Source organism: Streptomyces davaonensis JCM 4913, from assembly GCF_000349325.1.
In the GTDB taxonomy this organism is placed as follows: domain Bacteria; phylum Actinomycetota; class Actinomycetes; order Streptomycetales; family Streptomycetaceae; genus Streptomyces; species Streptomyces davaonensis.
Genome location: NC_020504.1, coordinates 3,769,913 through 3,793,973, shown reverse-complemented (window position 1 = coordinate 3,793,973; position 24,061 = coordinate 3,769,913). Strand labels below are relative to the sequence as shown.

The 24,061-nt window shown below is 69.3% G+C and carries 20 protein-coding genes and 2 pseudogenes; 11 read left to right on the top strand and 11 right to left on the bottom strand.

Annotated elements, in window-relative coordinates; translation table 11 throughout:
* The first annotated feature begins 31 nt into the window (after positions 1-31).
* Both BN159_RS16370 and BN159_RS16365 read left to right on the top strand, forming a co-directional pair.
* Positions 32-715, top strand: a complete 684-nt coding sequence (locus tag BN159_RS16370; RefSeq protein ID WP_015658105.1) for a DUF1707 SHOCT-like domain-containing protein — start codon at positions 32-34, stop codon at positions 713-715.
* Positions 716-878: 163 nt separating this feature from the next.
* The gene (locus BN159_RS16365) at positions 879-1,256 is read left to right on the top strand and encodes a WhiB family transcriptional regulator (RefSeq protein ID WP_015658104.1); all 378 of its coding nucleotides are present in this window, start codon (positions 879-881) and stop codon (positions 1,254-1,256) included.
* 78 nt (positions 1,257-1,334) lie between these two features.
* On the opposite strand, the gene glpX is transcribed toward BN159_RS16365, so the two are convergent.
* The gene (gene glpX / locus BN159_RS16360; RefSeq protein WP_015658103.1) at positions 1,335-2,369 is read right to left on the bottom strand and encodes a class II fructose-bisphosphatase; all 1,035 of its coding nucleotides are present in this window, start codon (positions 2,367-2,369) and stop codon (positions 1,335-1,337) included.
* 128 nt (positions 2,370-2,497) lie between these two features.
* Here glpX and BN159_RS16355 point away from each other — a divergent pair, with 128 nt between their 5' ends.
* Positions 2,498-3,022 (top strand): DUF4245 domain-containing protein, encoded by a 525-nt coding sequence (locus BN159_RS16355; protein ID WP_041819398.1) that lies wholly within the window; start codon positions 2,498-2,500, stop codon positions 3,020-3,022.
* Between the two features lie 65 nt (positions 3,023-3,087).
* Here BN159_RS16355 and BN159_RS16350 read toward each other — a convergent pair whose 3' ends face one another.
* The 3 genes from BN159_RS16350 to xseA all read right to left on the bottom strand — a co-directional run bounded on the left by BN159_RS16350 (position 3,088) and on the right by xseA (position 5,265).
* Complete coding sequence (locus tag BN159_RS16350; protein WP_015658101.1) at positions 3,088-3,678, bottom strand: malonic semialdehyde reductase; 591 nt, start codon at positions 3,676-3,678, stop codon at positions 3,088-3,090.
* A 138-nt stretch (positions 3,679-3,816) separates the two neighbouring features.
* Positions 3,817-4,047, bottom strand: coding sequence for an exodeoxyribonuclease VII small subunit (locus BN159_RS16345; protein WP_015658100.1), 231 nt, complete (start codon positions 4,045-4,047; stop codon positions 3,817-3,819).
* Positions 4,048-4,056: 9 nt separating this feature from the next.
* Complete coding sequence (xseA, locus tag BN159_RS16340) at positions 4,057-5,265, bottom strand: exodeoxyribonuclease VII large subunit (protein ID WP_041819396.1); 1,209 nt, start codon at positions 5,263-5,265, stop codon at positions 4,057-4,059.
* Between the two features lie 102 nt (positions 5,266-5,367).
* Between xseA and BN159_RS16335 the strand changes: the two genes are divergently transcribed.
* Positions 5,368-6,390 carry a 4-hydroxy-3-methylbut-2-enyl diphosphate reductase gene (locus BN159_RS16335; protein ID WP_015658098.1) on the top strand — a complete coding sequence of 341 codons (1,023 nt, stop codon included), beginning with the start codon at positions 5,368-5,370 and terminating at the stop codon, positions 6,388-6,390.
* A gap of 29 nt (positions 6,391-6,419) precedes the next feature.
* Positions 6,420-7,163, top strand: coding sequence for a polyphosphate--glucose phosphotransferase (ppgK, locus tag BN159_RS16330; RefSeq protein WP_015658097.1), 744 nt, complete (start codon positions 6,420-6,422; stop codon positions 7,161-7,163).
* 1 nt (position 7,164) lies between these two features.
* Here ppgK and BN159_RS43975 read toward each other — a convergent pair whose 3' ends face one another.
* On the bottom strand, positions 7,165-7,800 hold the full coding sequence (locus BN159_RS43975; protein ID WP_078598818.1) for a DUF6542 domain-containing protein: 636 nt from the start codon (positions 7,798-7,800) through the stop codon (positions 7,165-7,167).
* Positions 7,801-7,967: 167 nt separating this feature from the next.
* Between BN159_RS43975 and ychF the strand changes: the two genes are divergently transcribed.
* Entirely contained in the window at positions 7,968-9,056 is a 1,089-nt protein-coding gene (gene ychF, locus BN159_RS16320) for a redox-regulated ATPase YchF (RefSeq protein ID WP_015658095.1), read from the top strand.
* A gap of 380 nt (positions 9,057-9,436) precedes the next feature.
* On the opposite strand, the gene BN159_RS16315 is transcribed toward ychF, so the two are convergent.
* Positions 9,437-10,966, bottom strand: coding sequence for an acyl-CoA synthetase (locus tag BN159_RS16315; RefSeq protein WP_015658094.1), 1,530 nt, complete (start codon positions 10,964-10,966; stop codon positions 9,437-9,439).
* Positions 10,967-11,379: 413 nt separating this feature from the next.
* Here BN159_RS16315 and BN159_RS46045 point away from each other — a divergent pair, with 413 nt between their 5' ends.
* Together BN159_RS46045 and BN159_RS16305 are read left to right on the top strand one after the other, a co-directional pair.
* Positions 11,380-11,715 (top strand): ROK family protein, encoded by a 336-nt coding sequence (locus BN159_RS46045; RefSeq protein ID WP_015658093.1) that lies wholly within the window; start codon positions 11,380-11,382, stop codon positions 11,713-11,715.
* A gap of 553 nt (positions 11,716-12,268) precedes the next feature.
* On the top strand, positions 12,269-13,957 hold the full coding sequence (locus BN159_RS16305; RefSeq protein ID WP_015658091.1) for an RICIN domain-containing protein: 1,689 nt from the start codon (positions 12,269-12,271) through the stop codon (positions 13,955-13,957).
* Between the two features lie 208 nt (positions 13,958-14,165).
* Here the strand turns inward: BN159_RS16305 and BN159_RS16300 are convergent, their stop codons facing one another.
* Positions 14,166-15,587, bottom strand: coding sequence for a non-reducing end alpha-L-arabinofuranosidase family hydrolase (locus tag BN159_RS16300; RefSeq protein ID WP_015658090.1), 1,422 nt, complete (start codon positions 15,585-15,587; stop codon positions 14,166-14,168).
* Positions 15,588-16,071: 484 nt separating this feature from the next.
* Here BN159_RS16300 and BN159_RS16295 point away from each other — a divergent pair, with 484 nt between their 5' ends.
* Positions 16,072-18,723, top strand: a complete 2,652-nt coding sequence (locus tag BN159_RS16295) for an RICIN domain-containing protein (RefSeq protein WP_015658089.1) — start codon at positions 16,072-16,074, stop codon at positions 18,721-18,723.
* Between the two features lie 447 nt (positions 18,724-19,170).
* Here the strand turns inward: BN159_RS16295 and BN159_RS16290 are convergent, their stop codons facing one another.
* Positions 19,171-21,618 (bottom strand): non-reducing end alpha-L-arabinofuranosidase family hydrolase, encoded by a 2,448-nt coding sequence (locus BN159_RS16290; protein WP_231905617.1) that lies wholly within the window; start codon positions 21,616-21,618, stop codon positions 19,171-19,173.
* A gap of 6 nt (positions 21,619-21,624) precedes the next feature.
* On the opposite strand from BN159_RS16290, the pseudogene BN159_RS47565 reads away from it, so the two are divergent.
* Together BN159_RS47565 and BN159_RS16285 are read left to right on the top strand one after the other, a co-directional pair.
* A pseudogene (locus BN159_RS47565) lies at positions 21,625-21,789 on the top strand (hypothetical protein); the annotation flags it as partial.
* Positions 21,790-21,940: 151 nt separating this feature from the next.
* Positions 21,941-22,255 (top strand): hypothetical protein, encoded by a 315-nt coding sequence (locus BN159_RS16285; RefSeq protein WP_015658087.1) that lies wholly within the window; start codon positions 21,941-21,943, stop codon positions 22,253-22,255.
* A 134-nt stretch (positions 22,256-22,389) separates the two neighbouring features.
* On the opposite strand, the gene BN159_RS16280 is transcribed toward BN159_RS16285, so the two are convergent.
* From BN159_RS16280 to BN159_RS47875, 3 genes and pseudogenes are all read right to left on the bottom strand, one after another.
* A complete protein-coding gene (locus BN159_RS16280) occupies positions 22,390-23,175 on the bottom strand; it encodes a hypothetical protein (protein WP_015658086.1) in 786 nt (261 codons plus the stop codon).
* Positions 23,172-23,702 carry a SigE family RNA polymerase sigma factor gene (locus BN159_RS16275; protein WP_015658085.1) on the bottom strand — a complete coding sequence of 177 codons (531 nt, stop codon included), beginning with the start codon at positions 23,700-23,702 and terminating at the stop codon, positions 23,172-23,174. Before BN159_RS16275 ends, BN159_RS16280 begins: the two co-directional genes overlap by 4 nt.
* Positions 23,703-23,865: 163 nt before the next feature.
* Positions 23,866-23,976, bottom strand: a pseudogene (locus BN159_RS47875) (expansin EXLX1 family cellulose-binding protein); the annotation flags it as partial.
* Positions 23,977-24,061: the final 85 nt, after the last annotated feature.

The following is a 24,061-nucleotide window of genomic DNA, read 5'->3' as shown; positions in this document are numbered from 1 at the left end:
GCGATCTATCGTGTTTGGGTACGCTGCTGTCGTGGACCTTGAGAAGCAGACCGCGCCCGCTGCCGCCACCGAGCTGCGCGCCTCCGACGCCGACCGTGACCGGATCGCGGACATCCTGCGCGAGGCGCTCGCCGAGGGCCGCCTGACCGCCGACGAGCACAGCGAGCGGGTGGAGGGGGTGCTGAACGCCAAGACGGTGGGTGAACTGGAGGTCTTCATCCAGGACCTGCCCGCGGCCCACACCCGCCGCACGACACCGTCGTACGCCTCGGCCCCGAGCCGTCCCACCGGCCTGCCCGCCGAGCCGGACGACACCGCCGTCGCGATCTTCAGCAGTGCCGTCCGCAAGGGCCGCTGGCGCGCCGGACGCCGGATCCACGCGTACGCGATCTTCGGCAGCGTCGAGATAGACCTCAGCGAGGCGCTCTTCGAGTACCAGCAGGTCGTCATCAAGGCGTTCGCGGTCTTCGGCAGCGTCGAGGTCCGCGTCCCGGAGAACGTCACGCTGCGCGGTGCGGGCGGCGGCGTCCTCGGCAGCTTCGAGGTGGACACGCTCGACGCGGAGGACCCTGCGGCGCCCGTGGTCTACCTGGACGGGTGGGCCGTGCTGGGCAGTGTTGAGGGCAGGCCGCGGCGCGGCAAGCTGGTGGCGGACATCCTCGACCGGGTCCACGCCAAGGTCGAGAAGGGTTTGCGCAAGCATCTGGATCGTTGACGGTCGCGAAGCGGACCGGAACCGAAATCAACCGTTCCGCTCAACTGTCCGGCCACGAGTCCCCGGAATCCAGCGCTTCGGAACTCCCTGCATAGGCTCGCGCACAACGGGTAGACCTTGCTGCATCGTCTCTCGCTCGCGAAGCCGTCGTCAGGAGTAGACCGTGCTGCAACCGCCGCATTCGTCCGCGCAGGTAGCTGCCGTTCCGGCCCAGCGGGTGCCAGTGCGAGACAGGGACCAGGACGCCCCGTGGCACACCGAGGCGGTGTGCCGGCGGGACGAGGCCGGCCTGTTCTTCGCCCCCTCCAAGGAGCCCACCGCCGCCCGGCTCTCCCGTGAGGAGGCCGCGAAGCGGGTGTGCGCACGCTGCCCGGTCATGGTCGAGTGCCGCGAACACGCCCTCCTCCAGCCCGAGCCGTACGGCGTCTGGGGCGGCCTCACCGCGGCGGAACGCCGAGTGGTCCTGGCCCGCCGCAGGCGCCGCGACCTGGAACTGAAGAAGGCGGCAAGGGCGTCGGACCGCATAGCGCAGGCGGGCTGAACCAGAAGACAGGAAAGGGCGCCCTCTCCGCACCGAGGGCGCCCTGCTCCGTTCCGTACCGGGTTTCTCGGTACCGGCCTACTTGGCCCGGTCGAAGTCGATCGCGCTGTAAGCCCGCAGCTTGCTCAGCCGGTGCTCGGAGCTGATCCGCCGCACCGTCCCGGACTTGGACCGCATCACGATCGACTCGGTGACAGCGGAGTCCGCCCGATACCGCACCCCACGCAGCAGCTCACCGTCGGTGATCCCGGTCGCGACGAAGAACACGTTCTCCCCCTGGACCAGGTCCTCGGTGGTCAGCACCCGGTCGAGGTCGTGCCCCGCGTCGATCGCCCGCTGCCGCTCCTCGTCGTCCTTCGGCCACAGCTTGCCCTGGATGGTGCCGCCGAGGCACTTCACGGCGCAGGCCGAGATGATGCCCTCCGGCGTACCGCCGATACCGAGCAGCATGTCGACGCCCGTGCCCTCGCGCAGCGCGTAGATCGACCCGGCGACATCGCCGTCGGAGATCAGCTTGATCCGCGCGCCGGCGTCCCGGATCTCCTTGATGATCCCCTCGTGCCGGGGCCGGTCCAGGATGACGACGGTGACGTCCTCGGGCGTGGAGCGCTTGGCCTTGGCGACCCGGCGGATGTTCACCGACACCGGGGCGTTGATGTCGACGAAGTCCGCGGCCTCGGGCCCGGTGACCAGCTTGTCCATGTAGAACACGGCGGACGGGTCGAACATCGCCCCGCGCTCGGTCGCCGCGAGGACCGCGATCGCGTTCGGCATGCCCTTGGCGGTCAGCGTGGTGCCGTCGATCGGGTCGACCGCGATGTCGACCTCGGGCCCGGTGCCGTCACCGACCCGCTCCCCGTTGAAGAGCATCGGCGCCTCGTCCTTCTCGCCCTCGCCGATGACGACCACGCCGTTCATCGACACGGTGGAGACGAGGGTCCGCATGGCGCGTACGGCGGCACCGTCGGCGCCGTTCTTGTCGCCCCGCCCGACCCAGCGCCCCGCGGCCATCGCGGCCGCTTCGGTCACCCGGACGAGCTCCAGGGCGAGGTTGCGGTCGGGAGCCTCGGAGGGAACATCGAGCTCGGACGGCAGGTGATGATTTTCGGTCATCGGAGCGCACCTTTCTGATACGACGACGGCCGGATGAGGGTGATGGCCATGACTCTATCGTCAGGCCGACAAAATGAGCAGGGGGCCCCACGGATGAGCGGACCGGGGCACCTGCGACGATAGGGGACGTGGCAGGTACGAGCGCTAAGCAGAAGTCGGTCCGGAACATGGTCCTCTCCCTCGCGGTGACCATTCTCGCGGCGGGGGTCGTGTACCTCTTCATCCCGCACGACGAGGACGCCGCGCCGGAGGTCCCCCGGGTCGACTACCGCGTCGAGCTGCTCACGGCCCGCCGTGCGGCGGCCTACCCGATCGTGGCCCCCGAGGGCCTGGCCCGCGAGTGGAAGGCGACCTCGGTGCGGTTCCGGGGCGACGAGGGCGACGCCTGGCACCTCGGCTTCCACGCCCCCGACGGGGAGTACGTCCAGATCGAGCAGTCCACTCAGAAGCCGAAGGCCTTCATCGACGAGGCCACCCAGGGCGCCCGCGCGACCAAGGCCACCCAGGAGATCGCGGGCCGGAACTGGACCCGCTGGACCGGCGGCCGCTACGACGCCCTGGTGCTGAAGGAAGACGGCGCGACGACCGTCGTGGCGGGCACGGGCTCGTTCGGCCAGCTCGCGGAGATGGCGGGCGCGCTTAAGGCGAAGTGACCGTACGGCGAAGGCCCCCGGCGTCATTGCCGGGGGCCTTCGTCATGCGGTCACGCTCGGACGGTTCAGACCGTCTTGACGACCTCGTCGTACGACAGTCGCGGGGAGCGCGGGAACCAGGCGTCCTCGCCCGGCTTGCCGATGTTGACGACCATCAGCGGGGTGTGGTCGTCGTCCAGGAACTCCTTGCGGACGCCCTCGAAGTCCAGGCCGGTCATCGGACCGGCGGCGAGGCCCGCGGCGCGGACGCCGATGATGAAGTACGCGGCCTGGAGGGCGGCGTTCAGCGTGGCGGAGCCCTCGCGGACCGGGCGCTCGGCGAAGAAGGCGTCCTTGGCCTGCGGGAAGTGCGGGAAGAGCTGCGGCAGCTCCTCGTGGAACTCGTTGTCCGCGGAGAGGATCGCGACCAGCGGGGCGGTGGAGGTCTTGGCCTGGTTGCCCTCGGCCATGTGCTGCACCAGGCGCTCACGGGCCTCGGCGGAGCGGACCAGGGTGACGCGCAGCGGCGACTGGTTGAAGGCGGTCGGGCCGAACTTGACCAGGTCGTAGATCGCCTGCACCTGCTCCTCGGTCACCGGCTCCTCGGTGAAGGTGTTCGCGGTGCGGGCCTCGCGGAACAGCAGGTCCTGGGCGGCGGGGTCAAGAACGAGAGACATGCGTGAACCTTCTCGGGGGTGTACGTCGGATCCGGTGCGCCGGATCAGCTGACACGTCAACCATATGGGAGAGAGGTTCAACATTCAACAAAAAGCGGGGCATGGTGATCCGCTTCACAGAACCACCGGGTACCGGGGCTACTCCTCCTCGGCCGCTTCCTCCGCCGCCTCCTCGGCCAGCGCCGCGTCCAGCCGCGCCCGCGCGCCGTCCAGCCAGCGCCGGCACACCTTGGCCAGCTCCTCCCCGCGCTCCCACAGCGCCAGGGACTCCTCCAGCGTCGTACCGCCGGCCTCTAGGCGTCGCACGACCTCGATCAGCTCGTCCCGCGCCTGCTCGTACCCGAGCGCCTCATCCACCTTGCTGGTCATCCACTCACCCTAAGCATCGACTCTGACAGTGAACTCACCCTCGGACACCCGCGCCCGCAGCACCTCGTCGGCGCCGACCTCCTCCGGGTCCCGGACGACATGCCCGTCGGACTTCTGGAGCACGGCGTACCCGCGCTTCAGGGTCGCCGCCGGGGACAGCGCCACCACGCGCGCGTGCGTGTGCGACAGCTCCGAGTCGGCGCGGTCCAGGAGATGGCCGAGGGTGCGGCGGCCGCGGTCCAGGAGCGCGGCGACATGATCGGCGCGCTCGTCGATCATCCGGTGCGGATCCTCTATCGACGGCCTGGCCAGCGCATGGGCGAGCCCGCGTTCCTCCCGCTCGACGATCGCCCCGACACAACGCCGCGCACGATCGCGCAGCATCCGCACCCGCTCGTACTCCTCGCCCACATCCGGTACGACCTTCTTGGCGGCGTCGGTCGGGGTGGAGGCGCGCAGGTCGGCGACGTAGTCCAGCAGCGGGTTGTCGGGCTCGTGCCCGATCGCGGAGACGACCGGCGTACGGCACGCGGCGACCGTGCGCACCAACTGCTCGTCGGAGAACGGCAGCAGATCCTCCACGCTGCCGCCGCCGCGCGCCACGATGATCACGTCGACGTCGTCGATCTCGTCGAGCTCCTTCACCGCCTGCACGACCTGCGGCACCGCGTGCACGCCCTGCACGGCGACATTGCGCACCTCGAACCGGACGGCGGGCCAGCGGTGCCGGGCGTTCTCCAGCACGTCCCGCTCTGCCGCCGAGGCCCGGCCGCAGACCAGGCCGATCAGCTGCGGCAGGAACGGCAGCGGCCGCTTCCGCTCGGGCGCGAACAGCCCCTCGCCCGCCAGCGCCTTCTTCAACTGCTCAAGCCGCGCCAGCAGCTCACCCACACCGACGGGCCTTATCTCCGCAGCCCGCAGCGACAACTGCCCGCGCGGTGCGTACCACTCGGGCTTCGCCAGCACGACGACCCGCGCACCCTCGCTCACCACGTCCGCGACGGAGTCGAAGACCTGCCGGTAGCAGGTGACGCTCACGGAGATGTCGTACGACGGATCCCGCAGCGTCAGGAACACCACCCCGGCCCCCGGTCGCCGCGACAGCTGGGTGATCTGCCCCTCGACCCACACCGCGCCGAGCCGGTCGATCCACCCCCCGATGAGCCGCGACACCTCACCGACGGGCAACGGGGCTTCCGCGGACGTGTTGAGAGCCATGTCCGTGAGACTAACCGCAGGCACCGACAACGAACCGTCGCCGCCGGGGCGGTGGGTGATGTGGGGTGCCACGATCTTCCGCCCCTTGAACGCGGCCTTACGATGGGACGCATGACTGCTTCGCCTGGCCGCCGTGTCCTGCTCGCCGCCCCCCGTGGCTACTGCGCGGGCGTGGACCGCGCCGTGATCGCCGTCGAGAAGGCCCTGGAGCAGTACGGGGCCCCGATCTACGTCCGGCACGAGATCGTGCACAACAAGTACGTCGTGCAGACCCTCGAGAAGAAGGGCGCCATCTTCGTCGAACAGACCGAAGAGGTCCCGCCCGGCAACATCGTCATGTTCTCGGCGCACGGCGTCGCCCCCGTCGTCCACGAAGAGGCCGCGCGCGGGCAGCTCGCCACCATCGACGCCACCTGCCCGCTCGTCACCAAGGTCCACAAGGAAGCCGTCCGCTTCGCCAATGACGACTACGACATCCTCCTGATCGGCCACGAGGGCCACGAGGAGGTCATCGGCACCTCCGGCGAGGCCCCCGACCACATCACCCTCGTCGACGGCCCCGAGGACGTCGCCAAGGTCCAGGTCCGCGACGAGTCGAAGGTCGTGTGGCTGTCCCAGACCACCCTCAGCGTCGACGAGACCATGGAGACCGTCGACGCCCTGAAGGAGAAGTTCCCGCAGCTCATCTCCCCGCCGAGCGACGACATCTGCTACGCCACCCAGAATCGTCAGCTCGCCGTGAAGCAGATGGGCGCCGAGGCCGAGCTGGTGATCGTCGTCGGCTCGCGCAACTCCTCCAACTCCAAGCGGCTCGTCGAGGTCGCCAAGCTCGCCGGCTCCCGTGCGGCCTACCTCGTCGACTTCGCCAGCGAGATCGACGAGACCTGGCTGGACGGCGTCACCACGGTCGGCGTCACCTCCGGCGCCTCCGTCCCGGAGGTCCTCGTCGAGGAGGTCCTGGAGTATCTCGCCCAGCGCGGGTACGGCGATGTCGAGCTGGTGAAGGCGGCCGAGGAGTCGATCACCTTCTCGCTGCCGAAGGAACTGCGCCGGGATCTGCGCGAGGAGGCCGCGACCCTGATCGCGGAGCGCACGGCGGGGCGTACGGGCGACTCCCGGGAGTGACTGTCAGTCGTCCGTCGTAACGTAGAGCCATGCAGATCTTCGGTGTGGACATCGGCGGGTCCGGTATCAAGGGCGCCCCTGTGGACCTGGGCAGGGGCGACCTGGCCGAGGAGCGCCACAAGGTGCTCACCCCGCATCCGGCGACACCGGACGGGGTGGCCGACGGCGTCAAGCAGGTCGTCGACCACTTCGGCTGGACGGGACCGGTCGGGCTGACCTTCCCGGGCGTGGTGACCGGCGGATCGACGATCCGCACCGCGGCCAATGTCGACAAGAGCTGGATCGACACCGACGCGCGCGCGTTGTTCAGCGAGCGTCTCGGCGGCCTGCCGGCGACGGTGGTCAACGACGCGGACGCGGCCGGTGTCGCCGAGGTCGCCTTCGGCGCCGGACAGGGCCGCAAGGGCACCGTCATCCTGCTCACCTTCGGCACCGGCATCGGCAGCGCCCTGTTCGTCGACGGCGCCCTGGTCCCCAACACCGAGCTGGGCCATCTGGAGCTGCACGGCCACGACGCCGAGAAGCGGGCCTCCAGCAAGGCCAAGGAGGACGGCGAGCTGACCTGGGAGCACTGGGCGCACCGGGTCCAGAAGTACCTCGCCCATATGGAGATGCTGTTCTCGCCGGAGCTGTTCATCATCGGCGGCGGCGTCAGCCGTAAGTCGCAGAAGTTCCTGCACTACATCGAGGGCATCAGGGCGGACATCGTCCCGGCGCAGCTTCAGAACAACGCGGGCATCGTGGGCGCGGCGATGCACGCGGCGAACAGCTAGCTCAGCCGGCGATTCGGTTGCGGGCGACCCGGCGTCGCATTTGGCGGACCTTGCGCACGGTCACGATCACGCCGGTGATCAGGGTGCCGCCGTACAGCCAGCCGGCCTCGGTGGCGAGCGCGGTGAACAGGCCCATCAGCCGGTCACCGGTCCCACCGCCACCGCCGTCGGCGACGGGCAGCAGGCCCAGGGCGAAGGCGATCGGCACGATGATGACCGCGGTCACCAGATCGGCCCTGCGCACCCAGGCGGCGGTCAGCACGCACACCGGCAGGAACAGCACGCCGTAGACCGTGAGCGACGAGCCGAACAGCAACGAGACCAGCGAGCCGAGCGCGAGCATCAGGACGAGGCAGAAGAGCCCGACGCCGAGTCCGGTGAGCCGGGGGTTGGGCATGCGGCGTGCGGCGGCCTGGATCGCCGGGGGGCCGAGGGGCCGCCGTACGGGAGCGGCGGCGGGGGGCCGGCGGGGCGCGGGGGCGCCGTTGCGGGGGGCGTGGGGGCCGGGCGTGCGGGCGCCCGCCGCCCGCTGTTCTGCCGATCCACCCTCGCCGCCCCCGCGGGCCGCCTGCGGAGGCAGGGAGGAGGCGCCGCGAGGCGGTCGGTCCTGGGCAGATCGCGTCCTGTGTTGCTCCACTGGACCAACTTAGGTCTGTTTATGTGCCGAATCGCCCTTCAGACACGCCGAGGGGCGGACCTTGGCCAAGCGTTCGACAGGCCGCCGGTGCCGGGCGGGTCACGCCGTAGACTGGTGGATCGGGCCCGCCGGCCTCCAGTCCTCCTCTCACTTCGGGAAGTCGCAACGTGTCGCTCACGATCGGAATCGTCGGTCTGCCGAATGTCGGCAAGTCGACCCTGTTCAACGCCCTGACCAAGAACGACGTGCTGGCGGCCAACTACCCGTTCGCCACGATCGAGCCCAACGTCGGCGTGGTGGGTGTCCCCGACCCCCGCCTGGCTCAGTTGGCCGAGATCTTCGGCTCCCAGCGCCTCCTCCCGGCGACCGTCGACTTCGTCGACATCGCCGGCATCGTGCGCGGCGCCTCCGAGGGCGAGGGCCTGGGCAACAAGTTCCTGGCGAACATTCGTGAGTCCGACGCGATCTGCCAGGTCATCCGGGCCTTCAAGGACGAGAACGTCGTGCATGTCGACGGCAAGGTCTCGCCGAAGGACGACATCGAGACGATCAACACCGAGCTGATCCTCGCCGACCTCCAGACCATCGAGAAGGTCCTGCCGAGGCTCCAGAAGGAGTCGCGGATCAAGAAGGACGTCGTTCCGAAGGTGGCGGCGGTCGAGGCGGCGAAGGAGATCCTGGAGAAGGGCGACACGCTGTTCTCCGCGGGCATCGTCCAGGGCTCCGGCAACGAGGAGCTCCTGCACGACCTGCACCTCCTCACCACCAAGCCCTTCCTCTACGTCTTCAACGTCGACGAGGACGAGCTGATCGACGACGCGTTCAAGGATGAGCAGCGCGCCCTGGTCGCCCCCGCCGAGGCGATCTTCCTCAACGCCAAGCTGGAGGCGGACCTCGCCGAGCTGGACGAGGAGGACGCCATGGAGCTCCTGGAGTCGGTGGGCGCGGAGGAGCCCGGCCTGGCCACCCTCGCCCGCGTCGGCTTCAACACCCTCGGCCTCCAGACCTACCTCACGGCCGGCCCCAAGGAATCCCGCGCCTGGACCATCAAGAAGGGCGCCACGGCCCCCGAGGCCGCCGGAGTCATCCACACCGACTTCCAGAAGGGCTTCATCAAGGCGGAGGTCATCTCCTTCGCCGACCTGGTGGAGACGGGATCGGTCGCCGAGGCCCGCGCTAAGGGCAAGGCCCGGATGGAGGGCAAGGAGTACGTCATGCAGGACGGGGATGTGGTGGAGTTCCGCTTCAATGTCTAGCGGGTGACTCAGCACCACTTCGCTGATCTGGCAAACAGGCAGGTCAACAGGGGTCTGACTCTTTGGGGTCAGGCCCCTTGATTTTTTTTACCGTGCTGGATAGGTGCTGGATTCGTGCTGGGAAGGATGAGAGCGCCCGTGCTGGGGCGGGCACTGTCCAGAGCCTGGCCTGCGGCCGAGAAGCGTCTCGTGGCCCGTGACGGCCTTCGTTCACGTGGCGGAGGCGACGGCGCTCCGTCTTGCGAGTGGCGAGGGTCCCGGGGCCGGGGGCATGGGTGCTGTAGTGGGTTGGGGCCCGCAGGGAGGCGAGGCCCCCGCCACTGTCGGCGAACGATGTGGTGACCGTGTGGCGTGGCGTGTTCGGATTCCCTGGCCTGGCGTCATGCCTCCTCGGCGCCGCGGTCTGACAGGGAGCCGTACTGGCTGCGCAGGCGGGCCTTGAGGATCTTGCCGGTGGCGTTGCGGGGGAGGGCGTCGACGAGGACGACCGACTTGGGGAGCTTGTACCTGGCGAGTCGGCCGGACAGGGAGTCCATGATGTCGTCGGGCGACACGTCGGCGCCCGCGCGGGGCACGACCAGCGCTCTGCCCACTTCGCCCCATCGTTCGTCGGGTACGCCGATCACCGCGCATTCGGCGACCGCGGGATGCTGGTAGAGGAGTTGCTCGACCTCGGCCGGATAGACGTTCTCCCCGCCGGAGATGTACATGTCCTTGATCCGGTCGACGATCGTGACGTACCCCTCCTCGTCGACAGTGGCCGCGTCTCCGGAGCGGAACCAACTTTCTTCGACAAAGGCGTCCTTGGTCGCTTCGGGCCACTGCCAGTAGCCCTTCATCACGTTGAGGCCCGCGATGATCACCTCGCCGACCTCGCCCGGTGCGACATCGGTGAGGTCGGGCCGCACCACGCGTACGTCGGTGAAGAAGCAGGGTGTGCCGGCCGAGCCGGCCTTGCGGATGCTGTCCGGTGCTCGCAGGCCCAGCGCGGCGGGAGCGGTCTCGGTCAGGCCGTACGCCTGGAGGAAGGTCAGGCCACGGTCCTGGTATGTGTGGATGAGAGCCTTGGGTACGGGTGCCGCCGCGCACATCAGGATCCGGATCGACGACAGATCGGCCGTCGCCCACCGCGAAGACCGGGCCATGGCCTGGTACATCGCGGGCACGCCGAACATCCTCGTCACCCGGTGCTCGGCGATGACGTCGAGCACCCGTTCCGGGGCGAAACCGCGCATCAGCACCGACGTCCCTCCTTTGAGGAAGCCCGGCAGGAAGACGGTGTTGAGGGCGGCGGTGTGGAACATCGGTGCCACCACCAGAGCGACGTCGTCGGAGGCGATGTCCACGTCCAGCAGGATGTTGAAGCAGTTCCAGGCGATGTTGGCGTGGGTGAGCATGACCCCCTTGGGACGGCCGCTGGTGCCGGAGGTGTACTGGATCATGCACACCTCATCGAGGCCGACCGTCTCGTCCAGGGGGTCGTCGGGTGCGTTCGCCAGCAGCTCCTCGTACGCGCTCCCCACCTCGACGTAGTGCTTCACCTCGACGTCGGCCCTGAACGCGTCGACGGTGTCGGTGAGTTCGGCCCCGAACACCAGCACCGTCGCTCCCGAGTCGCCCAGGATGAAGGCCAACTCAGGTGCCGCGAGGCGGGTGTTGAGCGGGACGAAGACGGCGCCCAGCACGTTCGAGGCGAACAGGGTTTCCGCCAGGGCCGGATGGTTCGCGCCGAGGTAGGCCACCCGGTCGCCGTGGCCGACCCCCAGGGCACGCAGGGCGTGCGCGAGCCGCGTCACGCGCGCGGCCAGCTCTCCGTAGGACAGGGATCCACCGTCGTGCACGACGGCGGTGGCCTCCGGTGCCATGCGGGCACGCCGCGCGGGCCACGAGCCGAGCCCTTGATCGCGCATGGTGCGTCTCTCTTCTCTCAGAGCTCTCAGAGCCAGTCGGGCCATGTGTAGTCGGCCGGTTCGTCGTGGTCCCGGCGGGGCGGCAACGGGGCGAGCCGCCCCCGGGAGAAGACCAGCGGTGCGGCGCCGGTCTTCTCCACCCCGAGTTCCCGGACGCGGACGGCGAGCCGTGATCCGCTCCAGATCGGACAATCCCACACCCTCCCCACGATCCCCGGCGCATCGAGGGGGTGACGGGTCGTAGGCGGCCCGCTCACGCAGGCGCAGCAGAACCAGAGAACCCTCCCGACCGACCGTCAGACGATCTTCACCATGGACACCCGCCGCCGACCAGCCCGAGCACCCCCGACCCCGCGCACACCAGCCCGCCCGACCTGCACCTTTCACGATGCACACTGCTCATCGACGATGTCGTGTACATCCTCGCCGGCCGGCGCACCGGTGCCGGGATGATCGTCGGCGGACGGCTGCACCGGGGTCCGAACGGCGCCGCCGGCGAGATCGGGAACCTGCGCCTGCTGGGCTGGTGCGACGCCCCCGGCGACCTGGAGGCCCACGGTGCCGACGCCGAGGCCGTGTTCAGCGCCGCGCCGAGCGACCTCGAGGCCGCCGACGCCGTACGCGCCTACGCGTCCGCCCTCGCCAACGGCATCTCGGCCCTCGTCCTTACCCCGACCCCGACCTCGTCGTCATCGGCGGACTCTCCCGCGCGGGCGACCAGATTCTGCAACCGCTGCGCGACCGGGTGAACGAACTGTGCTTGACCGCACCCCGGACAGAGGTATCAGAACTCGGCGACGAGTCGGTGGCCCTCGGAGCCGTCCGCACCGCACTCGACCACATCGACCAGGAGGTCTTCGACGCCGGCCTCCAGCTGTGACTCGCGGTCTGTGGCAGAAGCGGAGCGACATACGGTCGCTGGCACATGAGTCTGATGTGGCATGCGTGGCCGGTTCACGGACTTCATGCACGTGCGGACTCTGTCGGGTGGTTCCGGTTCAATGTGTAGCCGCTGACCTATCACCACGTCGCTGATCCAGCAAACATGCGGGACGCCACCCTTTCGCGGACGGGAAGCGGTCAAGGCGGAAAAAATCTGTGGCTCTTCGCGGCAACCCTTTCGCCCTCTGGGACCACTCAGTGTTGTCCGGCCAGGTGGTCCGGTCAGAGCAACGGCTGAAAGAGAGCACAGGCATGTCCCTTGAACGGGAGCACAGACATGTCCCCAGCCCACCCGCGTCATCGGTGGCGTCCCGCGTCGGCGGCCGCCGTGCCGACGGCCACGCCCGCGGTGGACGCCCGATGCACCGTAGCCGTCGGTTGTTCGCGCGTCGGGGTTTCTGGGCGGCCCTCGTCATGGTCGTCGTGGCCGGCTCCGCTGTCGTGGTCAACCAGGCTTCGGCGGAGCAAACCCTGGATCTGAAGAAGTGGTACGTGCTGGTCAACCGCAACAGCGGCAAGGTGCTGGATGACCGCGGCTTCGCCAAGGACGACGGCGCGGCGGTGGTGCAGTGGGCACGCACCGGCCGGGCCAACCAGCAGTGGCGGTTCATCGACGCGGGTGACGGGTACTACCGGCTGCTGAACCGGAACTCCGGCAAGGTGCTGGACGACTTCGGCTGGTCGAAGAAGGCCGGCTCGGCCATCGTGCAGTGGAAAGACCTGAACGCCGCCAACCAGCAGTTCAAACTGGCCAAGTCGCAGAACGGCCACGTGCGTTTGGTCAATCGCTTCAGCGGCATGGCCGTCGCGGTACGCAAGGCCGCCAAGACCAACGGGGGCGGCGTCGTCCAGGACCGCGACCGGGGCGGCGCCAGTCAGCAGTGGAAACTCGTCCCGGTCGGGAGCGTCGGCACGCGCCCGTCGCCGTCGTCGCCGTCGCCGTCGTCTCCCGCGACCGGTAACGGCAGCCCGACGACACGTTTCATGGGCAGCAACAGGGTGCTCATCGGCGGTTCGATGACTGACGCCTCGGCGAACGCCGCGCCGTTCGACGTGCGATACGCCTATATACACAGCCAGCCCGCGCCCTCGTCGGCCGCCTATTCGGCGGCGCGCTGCCAGGACGCGTGGTCGAGCTGGTGGGGCTGCTGGGGCGGCAACACCACGGCGCCCGGCCATCAAGTGACCTGGTCGGACGCCCAGGCGGCCAAGGCGACCTACCAGGGCAAGCCGCGACCGCAGAAGTACCTGTGGACCTGGTACTCGTTGCGCGACCTCGGGGACGCGGCAGGCGAGGGCGACGGCCCGGGCGAGGTCAAGGCCATCAACAGGCTCGACCTGCTCACCCGGTACCTGAACGACTACCGTTTCTTCCTCCAGAAGATCGGCAAGTCGCACGACATGATCGACCTGGAGCCCGACTTCTGGGGCTTCGCCCGGTCGCTCGGCAATCTGCACCAGGTTCCCGCACAGGTCTCGGGCGCGAATCCGACGGACTGCGGATCGCAGGAGAACAGCGCCGCCGGACTCGCCAAGTGCCTGATTCACATGGCGCACAAGTACGCGCCGAACACCGCCGTGGGGCTGCACCTTTCCTGCTTCGACTGGGAGAGCAACCTCCAGAAGTGCGTCAAGGACTATGCGGACCTCGGGGCACGGAACGCCGACTTCCTGGTCACCGATGTGTCGGACCGCGACGCGGGCTGGTACGCACAGCCGGCCCACGGCAGCCGTGACACTTTCTGGACCGACCAGAAGGCCGCCGCCTCGCTGAAGTTCTGGAAGACGATGGCCGAGTCCGTGGGCAAGCCGGTGGTCCTGTGGCAGATCCCCGTGGGCAACATGGCGCAGAACAACACGCCCGACCACTACAAGGACGACAAGGTGGACTGGCTCTTCGCGCACATGGACCAGGTGGCGAACGCCCACGTCGCCGGCCTGCTGTTCGGTGCGGGGTGGACGGAGCAGACCACGGTCGAGTCCGACGGCGGAAACCTGATCCGCAAGACGATCGCCTATCACAACTCGGGCGGTACACCGCTCAAGTAGGCCCCAGGCGCGAACGCGCCCCCATCTCTTCCACGGGGGCGCGTTCGTCCTCTTCGTCGGGCTGAGGACTTCTCGGTCGGCGTCGCCATGCCGCCGTCGGTGCGGGCGCCGACCGAGGACCCGACCCGCTTGCGGACCAGGCCCCCGGTGACACCGGCAGAGTGCCCTCCGGCAGCTGAGGGGAACCCCAGCCGACGCACGGCTGGGGTCAGCGCTGCAGGGTGAGCACGCCCGGTCGGTACGGCAGTTCTATGTAGGGGGTGCCCGACGGTGTGGTGGTGGACAGGCCCTGGTAGAGGAACTGAAGGTTGCAGGGGTCGATGGTCATGGTCTGGTCGGGGTTGTTGCGGACCAGGTCACCGTGGCTGATGTCGTTGGTCCAGGTGGCACCGCTGTTGGCCTTGCCGGCGAAGGGGTTGCTCTCGGTGGCGGCCTGCGGCGTCCACGGACCGTTCAGGCTGGTGGCCGTGAACGAGCGGAAGAAGCGCTGCTCATTCGCACCCCTAGCCTCGACGATCATGAGGTACTGGTTCTGGCCCTTGACCTTGTAGACCTCCGGCGCCTCGAACAGGTTCTTCACCGTGTCGCTCATGATCGTCGTGTACGACGAGCCGAAGCCGGCCGGGAAGTTCCCGATCGGCATGGTCGACTGGTAGATCTTGCCGTTGTCACCGGCGAAGAACAGGTACATGTTCTGGCCGTCGGCGATCATGGTTGGGTCGATCGCGCTGCCGTCGGGGAGGCTGCCGGTGAACAGCGGCTGCGGCGCGGACCAGCTGTTGGGGTCGGTGGGGTCGCTCGACGTGCGGTAGACAAAGGGCCATTGGGTGCCCCACCCGTTTGAGGTCAGCACCCAGATGTCCTTGGGCGCCAAGTAGAACAGTTTGGGAGCCACCGCGCCCTGGCTCATGCTGGTCTGTCCGGCTGTCGCCATGTCCGACCAGTTCGTGAAGGGGCTGAAGCCCATCGAGCGCCAATTGCCGTCGGAGTACGTCGCGTAGACCAGGTGCTTGCCGTTGTACGTCGTGGTGGTGAAGTCCTTCAGCGAGAACCATCCGTTGGCCGGCTGCGCCAGCGGACCGGTCGAGCTCCACCGGTACGTCGACGGCAGAGCACACGAGTTGGACGTGCCGGACAGGCCGGTCCACTTCTGGTTGCCGGCGCCGGTGCAGTTCCAGAGCTGCACCGCCGTGCCGTTGGCCGTGGCGCCGCCCGACACGTCCAGGCACAGCCCGGACTCCACACCGACGACCGTGCCGTCAGCGTTCACCCGCCACTGCTGGTTCGTGCCGCCGTTGCAGGACCAGATCACCGGCCGGGTACCGGCCGTGGTGGCGTGGCCCGGGACATCCAGGCACTTGTTGCCGTACACGGTCAGCTGGTTGCTGTCCGTCAGCGTCCACTGCTGGTTGGTCCCACCGTGGCAGTCCCAGATCTGCACGTTCGTGCCGTCGGTCTGGCCGGCCCCCGGCACATCGAGACACCGGCCGGAACCGACACCGCGCAGGGTGCCGGTGGCGGCCGCCTGGGCCGGGCCGGCGACGAGCATCGCGCCCAGGAAGGCCAGGGCCGCGGCCGTGGCGGCGAGCACCACGGACAGAGGTTCGCGGCGGGAAGTGCGTCTGTGCATGGGGACCTCGTCTTCCTTGAGCGAGCGGTTCTGGCGGCCTCGTCGGAAGCTGTGCGATTGCCGATGCGATGCGGCCCTAGCGTGTGTTCGGTATATCGGACTCAGGTCGGAGTATCGATCAAGCTGAGATGATGAGAGAGTCGGCGATCGGCGTCAATACTTCTCACACGGTTTCGCCGGGCTTCTGCCGTAGAGGGGTCACACCTCCGCACTCTCCTGGGCAACGGGGTGCGCGGGGGCCCGCTCGGGCTCCGCCGGCAGGTTGGTGTGCTCCGCGCGCAGTCGGGCCAGGTTCTTGTGCGTGGCATCTGCCTGCCCAGAAAGCTGATCGACGCCTGCCGCACCACGAGGTGCCCTGAAGAGATTTTCCGGCTCGAGGCAACCCTTTGCGGGGCCTGTGACAACAAGGAAGCGGATCTGGTCAGTTCCGGTGGCCGGGATCCGGATTTCCTCTGATGAACAGCGTGCAAGGAGAGCCTCCCCCATGGACAACCCCACGAACGGCGGGCGCCGCGGGCGTCATCGCCGTCGCTGGACCGCGACCGGTCTGATGCTCGGCGTGCCCGCCGTCCTCGTGCCGTACCTCCTCTACGCACAGGAGGACTCGCAGGCCGCGACGGTCGACGGCACTGCCTACTACCGGCTGGTCTCGGTGCGCAGCGGCAAGGTGCTGGACGTCAACGGGTACTCCACGGCCGACGGCACCCGTATCCAGCAGTGGACCGATCAGAACACCGCCAACCAGCAGTGGCGGCTGAAGCCCACCGGGGACGGCTACTACGAGCTGGTGAACCGCAACAGCGGCAAAGTGCTGGGCATAGCGGGCAATTCGACCGCGCAGCGGGCCGCCGCCGAGCAGCAGACCGACAGTTCCGCCACCTCGCAGGAGTGGAAGATCGACGAGGTGAGCGGTTCCGACGCCGTCACCTTCGTCTCGCGCAGGAGCGGGCAGGTCCTGGACGTTTCCGGGGGCTCCACGGCCGAGGGCGCGGCCGTCATTCAGTATCCCGGCACGGGCGGCACCAACCAGCAGTGGAAGCTGGTGAAGACGGCCGAGACCCAGACGGCCGGGACCGACGGCGCGCAGACGACGGCCGCGTCCGGACCGTATGTGTGGAAGAACGCCCAGGTGGTGGGCGGCGGTTACGTCACCGGGCTGGTGTTCAACCAGAAGGAGAAGGGCCTGCTGTACGCGCGCACCGACATGGGCGGCGCCTACCGCTGGGACACCGCGGCCGAGCAGTGGATCCCGCTGACCGACTGGATCGGCGAGAAGGACTGGAACCTGCTGGGCATCGATGCGGTGGCCACCGATTCCGTCGACCCCGACCGGCTGTACCTTGCGGCGGGCACCTACACCAACGACTGGGCGGGCAACGGTGAGCTGCTGCGCTCCACGGACCGGGGCCGCACTTTCAAGCGCACCAGGCTCCCCTTCAAGCTGGGTGGCAACGAGGACGGCCGCGGGGCGGGCGAGCGGCTCGTGGTCGACCCGGCGGACAACGGCACTCTGCTGCTGGGCACGCGTAAGAACGGCCTGTGGCGCAGCACCGACTACGGTGTGACGTGGAGTCAGGTCTCCTCGTTCCCCGTCAAGGACGGGGCGGGCAGCGGCGGGGGCATCTCGTTCGTGACGTACGGCCCGGCCGGCAGCAAGACGGTCTACGTCGGTGTCGGCGACAAGTCCACGTCCCTGTACCGCTCCACCGACGGCGGCGGCACCTGGCAGGCCGTGTCCGGGCAGCCCACCGGCCAGTTGCCGCAGCACGGCGTGGTCTCCGGCGACGGCTCGCTGTACCTGACGTACACCAACGCCCTCGGACCCAACGGCGTGACGGCGGGTTCGGTGTGGAAGTACACCCCGAACGGCGGGGCGTGGAAGAACGTCTCCCCCTCCCAGGGCAGTTACGGGTTCTCCGGGCTGGCCGTCGATCCGCGGAAGCCGTCCACGGTGATGGTCACCACCCTCGACCGCTGGTGGCCCGAGGACGAGATCTACCGCACCACCGACGGCGGTACGACCTGGAAGGCGCTGGCCGACAAGTCGGTGCGCAGTGCCTCCGCAGCTCCGTACGTCGGCACCCACACCGGGCACTGGATGACAGCACTGGCCATCGATCCCTTCGACTCCGGGCACGTGCTGTACGGCACCGGCAACGGCATCCTGCGCAGCAAGGACGCCACCGCCTCCGACAGCGGCGGCACCAGCCACTGGAGCATGGGCGCCCGGGGGCTGGAGGAGACCGCGCTGATGGACGCGATCGCCCCGCCCGGCGGCGCCACCGTCATCACCTCCATGGGCGACCAGGGCGGCTTCCGGCACGACTCCCTGACCGAGGTGCCCTCCGGGCGGCTGAACAACCCGATGATGGCCAACAGCACCGACATCGATTTCGCCCAGTCCAAGCCCTCGATGATGGTCCGGGTCGGCCGGGGCGGCGAGCAGGACGGCGCCTACTCAACCGACGGCGGCACCACCTGGACGGGCTTCAAGGCTGAGCCGGTGGGCAGCGCCCAGGACGGACATGTCGCGCTCGCGGCGGACGGCTCCGCCATCGTCTGGACCGAGGCCGGCCAGGCCCCGTACCGCTCGACCGACAAGGGGGCGAGCTGGTCGAAGGTCGGTGGCCTGGGTACCGGCGCCGTGGTCGTCGCCGACCGCTCCTCGGCGACAACCTTCTACTCCCTGTCCGGCGGCACGCTCTCCGCCAGCACCGACGGCGGCGCGACCTTCACCGCCCGCGCCGGCAACCTGCCCGCCGGCCGGCTCACGGCCGTCCCCGGCATCGCCGGGGACCTGTGGATCGCCGGCGGCGACAAGGGGCTGCTGCACTCCACCGATGGCGGCCGCACCTTCACCACGCTCAGCACGGTGCAGTCCGCCTCCGCCCTCGGCTTCGGCAAGGCCGCGTCCGGCGCCTCCTACCAGGCCCTGTACCTGATCGGCACCGTCAAGGACGTCACCGGAGTCTTCCGCTCCACCGACAAGGGCGCCACCTGGCTCCGCGTCAACGACGACGCCCATCAGTGGGGCAGCATCGGCGGCGTCGGCGTCATCACCGGCGACCCCGACACCTACGGCCGCGTCTACATCGGCACCAACGGCCGCGGCCTCCAGTACGGCGACCTGTCCTGACCCAGGCGCCCAAGCAGGGGCCGCAGACACAACAACCTGCGGCCCCTGCACAGCGCTGAGGGACCTCACGCAGACATGGGCCGCCACTTCACTTCACCGACAAGTCGTGAACGATGCCGACCCGGCGCGCCCCAGCCGGCCATCCGCGCGCGGCAAACCCTCGGCTCCGGCCGCAGCTTCGGCCGAGGGCCGCTGTTGGCCCTCGGCGAAGGGCATTGTGCTTGCGCGTCGTGAACGCCGAGCCGTACACCGGCTGTGTCTGGGAGCTGCCGGCCCTGGGCCACGCCCGCACGCCGATCGCTCGCACCGGACGACGCTCCCGAGGCGGGCGCCGAGCGTCACCAGAGACGTTCGACCGCCTGGCGTCTGCGGCAAGATCCAAAAGAGAGGAACCCCAGCCGATGCACGGCTGGGGTTCCTCGAGGTGGTGAGTGTCGATCAGGCGGGTCAGCGCTTCAGGGTGAGGATGCCGGGCCGGTACGGCAGGTTGTCGTAGGAGGTGTTCGGCGGTGTGTTGGGGGACTTGCCCTGGTAGAGGAACTGAAGGTTGCAGGGGTCGATGGTCATGGTCTGGTCGGGGTTGTTGCGGACCAGGTCACCGTGGCTGATGTCGTTGGTCCAGGTGGCACCGCTGTTGGCCTTGCCGGCGAAGGGGTTGCTCTCGGTGGCGGCCTGCGGCGTCCACGGACCGTTCAGGCTGGTGGCCGTGAACGAGCGGAAGAAGCGCTGCTCATTCGCACCCCTAGCCTCGACGATCATGAGGTACTGGTTCTGGCCCTTGACCTTGTAGACCTGCGGCGCCTCGAACAGGTTCTTCACCGTGTCGCTCATGACCGTTGTGTACGAGGAGCCGAAGCCGGCCGGGAAGTTCCCGATCGGCATGGTCGACTGGTAGATCTTGCCGTTGTCACCGGCGAAGAACAGGTACATGTTCTTGTCGTCGGCGATCAGAGTCTGGTCGATCGGGCCGGTGGGGGAGTCGGTGCGGGGGATGCTGCCGGTGAACAGCGGCTGCGGCGCGGACCAGCCGTTGGGGTTGGTGGGGTCGCTGGAGGTGCGGTAGCTGAAGGGCCACGGACCCCATTGGTACGCCAGCACCCAGAGCTTCTTGGGCGCGAAGTAGAACAGCGTGGGCGCCACCGCCTTCTGGCTCATGCCGGTCTGGCGGGCCGACGCCATGTCCGACCAGTTCGTGAAGGGGCTGAACGCCATCGAGCCGTAGGCCGATCCCGAGTAGTTCGACCCGTAGGCCAGGTGCTTGCCGTTGTAGGTCACGGTGGTGAAGTCCTTCAGCGAGGCCCACCCGTTCGCCGGCTGCGCCAGCGCGCCCGTCGAGGTCCACCGGTACGTCGACGGAAGCGCACATGTGTCGCTCTTCGGCGCCGCGGTCGGCTGGAAGTTCCAGCGTTGGTTGGCGCCGCCGCCGTTGGTGTCCCAGATCTGGACGGGAGTGCCGTTGGCGGTCCGACCGCCGGGGATCTCCAGCGCCCGGCCGCTGGCGACGTTGGTCAGCGTGTAGGAGCCGTCGCTGTTCCGGTGGGCCTTCCAGTGCTGGTGGGTGCCGCCGTTGGCGTCCCAGACCGTCATCCTCGTCCCGTTGGCCGTCCGGTTGGCCGGCTCGTCCAGTACCCGGCCGCTGGCGATGTTGGTCAGGGTGTAGGAGCCGTCGCTGTTCCGGTTGGCCCGCCACTGCTGGTTGGCGGCGCCGCTGGCGTCCCACACCTGGAGCGGGGTGCCGTTGTCGTTCTGTCCCGCGGGCTCGTCGAGAACGCGTCCGGCGGCCGCGTTGGAGAGCGTGTAGACGGTGCCGGAGGTGATGCCCCCGGCCTGTGTGCCGCCGCTGCCGGTGCTGCCCAGGGCGGTGAGCACGGCGCTGTAGGCGGGCTTCTTGTTGCCGCCCGCGTCGAACAGCAGGGCGTTCTCACCGGTGCGCCAGGAGTCGCTGTCGCGGATGCCCCACACCGTGATGCCCGTGCAGCGAGTGACGTTCATGCACGCCCGGACGGCGTCGGTGTACGCGGTGGCGGATGCCTGGGCGATGTCGAGCTCGGTGATCTGGACGTCCACGCCGAGCGCTGCGAAGTTGGACAGAGTGGTCTGGAAGCCGGCCGGTGGGCCGCTGGTTCCGAAGTGGCTCTGGAGGCCGACGCAGTCGATGGGCACACCGCGGGACTTGAAGTCCTTGACCATCTTGTAGACGCCCTGGGTCTTGGCGTCGGACCAGTTCTCGATGTTGTAGTCGTTGTAGCAGAGCTTGGCGGAGGGGTCGGCGTTCCGGGCGGTGCGGAAGGCTTCCTCGATGAAGCCGTTGCCCAGTACGTCCTGGAACACGGAGCTGCGGTGCCGGCCGCTGCCGCCGTCGGCGAACGCCTCGTTGACCACGTCCCAGGCGTAGATCTTGCCCTTGTAGTGGGTCATCTCCTGGGTGATGTGGTTCTTCATCACCGTGCGCAGGGTGTTGGCGTCGGTGATGGACTTGACCCAGCCGGGCAGTTGGGAGTGCCAGACCAGGGTGTGGCCGCGCAGGCGCTGGCCGTGCGCGGAGGCGTGGCTGACGATCGAGTCGGCGGCGGCGAAGGTGAACGACCCGCGGGAGGGTTCGATGGCGTCCCACTTCATCTCGTTCTCCGGGGTGATCATCTCGAATTCCCGGTCGAGAATGGCGGAGTACGTGGAGTCGCCGAGCCTGCCCGCAGCCACTGCCGTGCCGAAGTAACGGCCGCTGCCGGCCGCTGCGTCGGCGGCCGTGCTCGGCGTGCGGGCCTCCGGCGTGCGTGCGGCAAGGGCGACCAGCGGTACGGCAGCACCCGCGGCGGCGAGAACCACGGCGGCGGCGAGCACGCGGCGGGTTGCCGGACGGCGGCGATGGGAGGGGTTCTGATCTGACAACGGCATGTCCTTCTGGCACAGCGGGCCCTGATCCGGCCCCGGTACCTGCCAGTTGCCGCCACGCACACAAAGGTTGCCGCGATCGAGGGAAGAAATTTCACGGCCGTCGCCACCATCCCCACCCAGTTCCACGGCGACCTGTCGGCCACCATGGAGGCCACCAACGCCGATGGGAGCAAGGCCGGCCGACTATCACGTGACCAAGTCCGGATCTCCGTCGTGCTCGCCACGCCCGCTTACGCCATGCCGCCCCAGCCGACCCGGCAGTACCCGGAGCTCGCGATCGAGCACGCCACCGGGCAGCGCGTCGGCTGGGGGTCGCCAGGAGGTGGACTTCCGCCAGGCCGCCTTCCGGCTCCACGCCGAGCGGGTCACCGGGGCCGTCCTCGCCCGCCACGCGACCCACCCAGCCGTGGTCGGCTGCCAGTTGGACAACGAGCAGGTGGTCGGTGAACCGCTGGAAGACGGCGCGCTTGGGCCTCAAGCACTCGCCTCCTGGCTGATCCCGGCCCCCGTCAGCGGCTGGCGCCACCTTCCCGCGTCCGTCACCGCGACCACCGGCGCCAGCCCGGACGTACGCCGCCTGCACGTGGTCCACAACTGGAGCCGGTCGCCCACCGAGGTCCAGTCCCCGTGGAGCTGACCGACGTCCTCAACGGCGCGCCGGTCCGCGCGGGTGCACCGGTGCGCCTGGGTCTTCGCTGCGGGCCGGTAGCCGACCCGGCAACACCTGCCTCGCTGGTACTCGACCGGGGGCGCCTCACCGCACAGCGGTGTTCACCGGGTTGGGACGAACCCTCCCCGGACCGACGCGGAGCCGCCCGAACCCTGCGCGTCGACGCGGTAGCCGTCGCCCGCGGCACTGCGCACGCCGGTGCCGTTGTTGAACTGCGCGGCGAACTCATGGCTCCCGGCCGGCACGGTCAGGCCCGGCTTGAGGACCCAGCGGTAGACCAGCGCGCCGCCGGCCTCCTGGACGGTGACGGTGAAGTCATCACTCGGCAGGGTCTGCCAGGTGCCGGTGTTCTTCACCCCGCCGGTCTGCACGGTCCGGAACTCGACCGTGAGCGACGTGAGCGGCTGGGTCGTCTTGAGGGCGAGGTTGCTCTGCGTCCAGTAGACGGTGCTGCGCGGGTCCACCGAGCCGGCCGACCACAGCGGTCCGTTCCGGCTCTCGTCGGCGGCCGGCGATGGACTGGTGGCCGGCGGAGTCGGGCGCGAGCTGCCCGGGGTGGTGGCCGGGGCCGGCGCGACAGGGGTGGGGCGGGCCGATGTCGGGTGCGGGGAGCTGACGGCCGGGGACGGGGTGGCAGGCGTGGTCACGGTGGGCGACGGCGACGGGGTGGCGACGATGGCGGCGACGGCGAGGCCGCCGGTCGCCAGGATGCCGGTGGCGGCGAGCCCGGCGAGCGCGACCCTGGTCCCAGACCTCGCGAACGGCCGCGCGCGATGACGGACGGCGGGGCCGGCCATGCCGCGTTCCACCCGGGCCAGCATCCGCGCGCGGTCGGGCCGGTGGGCCTCGGCGGCCTCGCGCAGCCGGCGGGCGATCTCCTCGTTCACCGGTTCCTCCTCCCTGCCACCAGGTCCCCGGCCGCTCGTGCGCCCAGTAGCTTTACCAGCTCGGCCATTCCCTTCGAGGTCTGGCTCTTCACCGTTCCGACCGATATGCCCAGCGCCACCGCCGTGTCCTTCTCCGACAGGTCGAAGGCGTGCCGCAGCACCACGCAGGCGCGCTTGCGGAACGGCAGCCGGGCGAGCGCCGCGCGGACGTCCAGTACGGCCGCCATGTCCGGCCCCTCCACCTTCTCGGGGCTGCGGGACCAGAAGAGCGTGATCCGGCGTCGCTCGCGCACCGTGCTGCGGATCCGTCCGCGCGCCAGGTTGGCCACCACACCGCGGGCGTAGGCGAGCGGGTGGTCGGCCTGCCGCAACCGGTCCCAGCGCTGCCACAGGGCGACCAGGGCATCCGCCGCGAGGTCGTCCGCCGCGTCGGTCTCACCGGTCAGGAGGTGTGCCAGACGGGCGAGTTCGGCATAGTGGCGTTCGAAGAATTCGTGGAACTCCGCGGACGCGTCATCGAGGAGCATCCCTCGGTTGCCCTCTCCTGGCCATGATGTGCGCGTTGGTTGCGCGTTTAACAACATCGGGGGGCGCAGCCTAACAGCGCCCAGCCCGGGACACGAACGGCGCTCGTGCTCGGTTGTAGTCGGTGCGGGGCAGCTGCCGCCGGTCGCTGCTGACCGACACCTCACAGGGCGCCGGGCATTCGTTGGTGATCCGGACCGTGACGGAGGCGCCGCTCGCCGCGCGGACGAGTGCGTACGCGCCGCACGCCTTGGACATCTCGTAGTCGGCAGCATCGGCTACGACGCCCCGGGCGAAGACGTCACCCATGATCCCCGACTCGACGGGATCAGCACTGCATTGGGGCAGGAGGAGGGCGTGG

Bases quoted from the DNA above. Each gene is read 5' to 3' on its own strand.
- glpX (WP_015658103.1), bottom strand. From the start codon at position 2,369: ATGACCGAAAATCATCACCTGCCGTCCGAGCTCGATGTTCCCTCCGAG.
- BN159_RS16350 (WP_015658101.1), bottom strand. From the start codon at position 3,678: ATGTCTCTCGTTCTTGACCCCGCCGCCCAGGACCTGCTGTTCCGCGAG.
- BN159_RS16345 (WP_015658100.1), bottom strand. From the start codon at position 4,047: ATGACCAGCAAGGTGGATGAGGCGCTCGGGTACGAGCAGGCGCGGGAC.
- xseA (WP_041819396.1), bottom strand. From the start codon at position 5,265: ATGGCTCTCAACACGTCCGCGGAAGCCCCGTTGCCCGTCGGTGAGGTG.
- BN159_RS16335 (WP_015658098.1), top strand. From the start codon at position 5,368: ATGGGACGCATGACTGCTTCGCCTGGCCGCCGTGTCCTGCTCGCCGCC.
- ppgK (WP_015658097.1), top strand. From the start codon at position 6,420: ATGCAGATCTTCGGTGTGGACATCGGCGGGTCCGGTATCAAGGGCGCC.
- BN159_RS16315 (WP_015658094.1), bottom strand. From the start codon at position 10,966: ATGCGCGATCAAGGGCTCGGCTCGTGGCCCGCGCGGCGTGCCCGCATG.
- BN159_RS16305 (WP_015658091.1), top strand. From the start codon at position 12,269: ATGCACCGTAGCCGTCGGTTGTTCGCGCGTCGGGGTTTCTGGGCGGCC.
- BN159_RS16300 (WP_015658090.1), bottom strand. From the start codon at position 15,587: ATGCACAGACGCACTTCCCGCCGCGAACCTCTGTCCGTGGTGCTCGCC.
- BN159_RS16295 (WP_015658089.1), top strand. From the start codon at position 16,072: ATGGACAACCCCACGAACGGCGGGCGCCGCGGGCGTCATCGCCGTCGC.
- BN159_RS16290 (WP_231905617.1), bottom strand. From the start codon at position 21,618: ATGCCGTTGTCAGATCAGAACCCCTCCCATCGCCGCCGTCCGGCAACC.
- BN159_RS16275 (WP_015658085.1), bottom strand. From the start codon at position 23,702: ATGCTCCTCGATGACGCGTCCGCGGAGTTCCACGAATTCTTCGAACGC.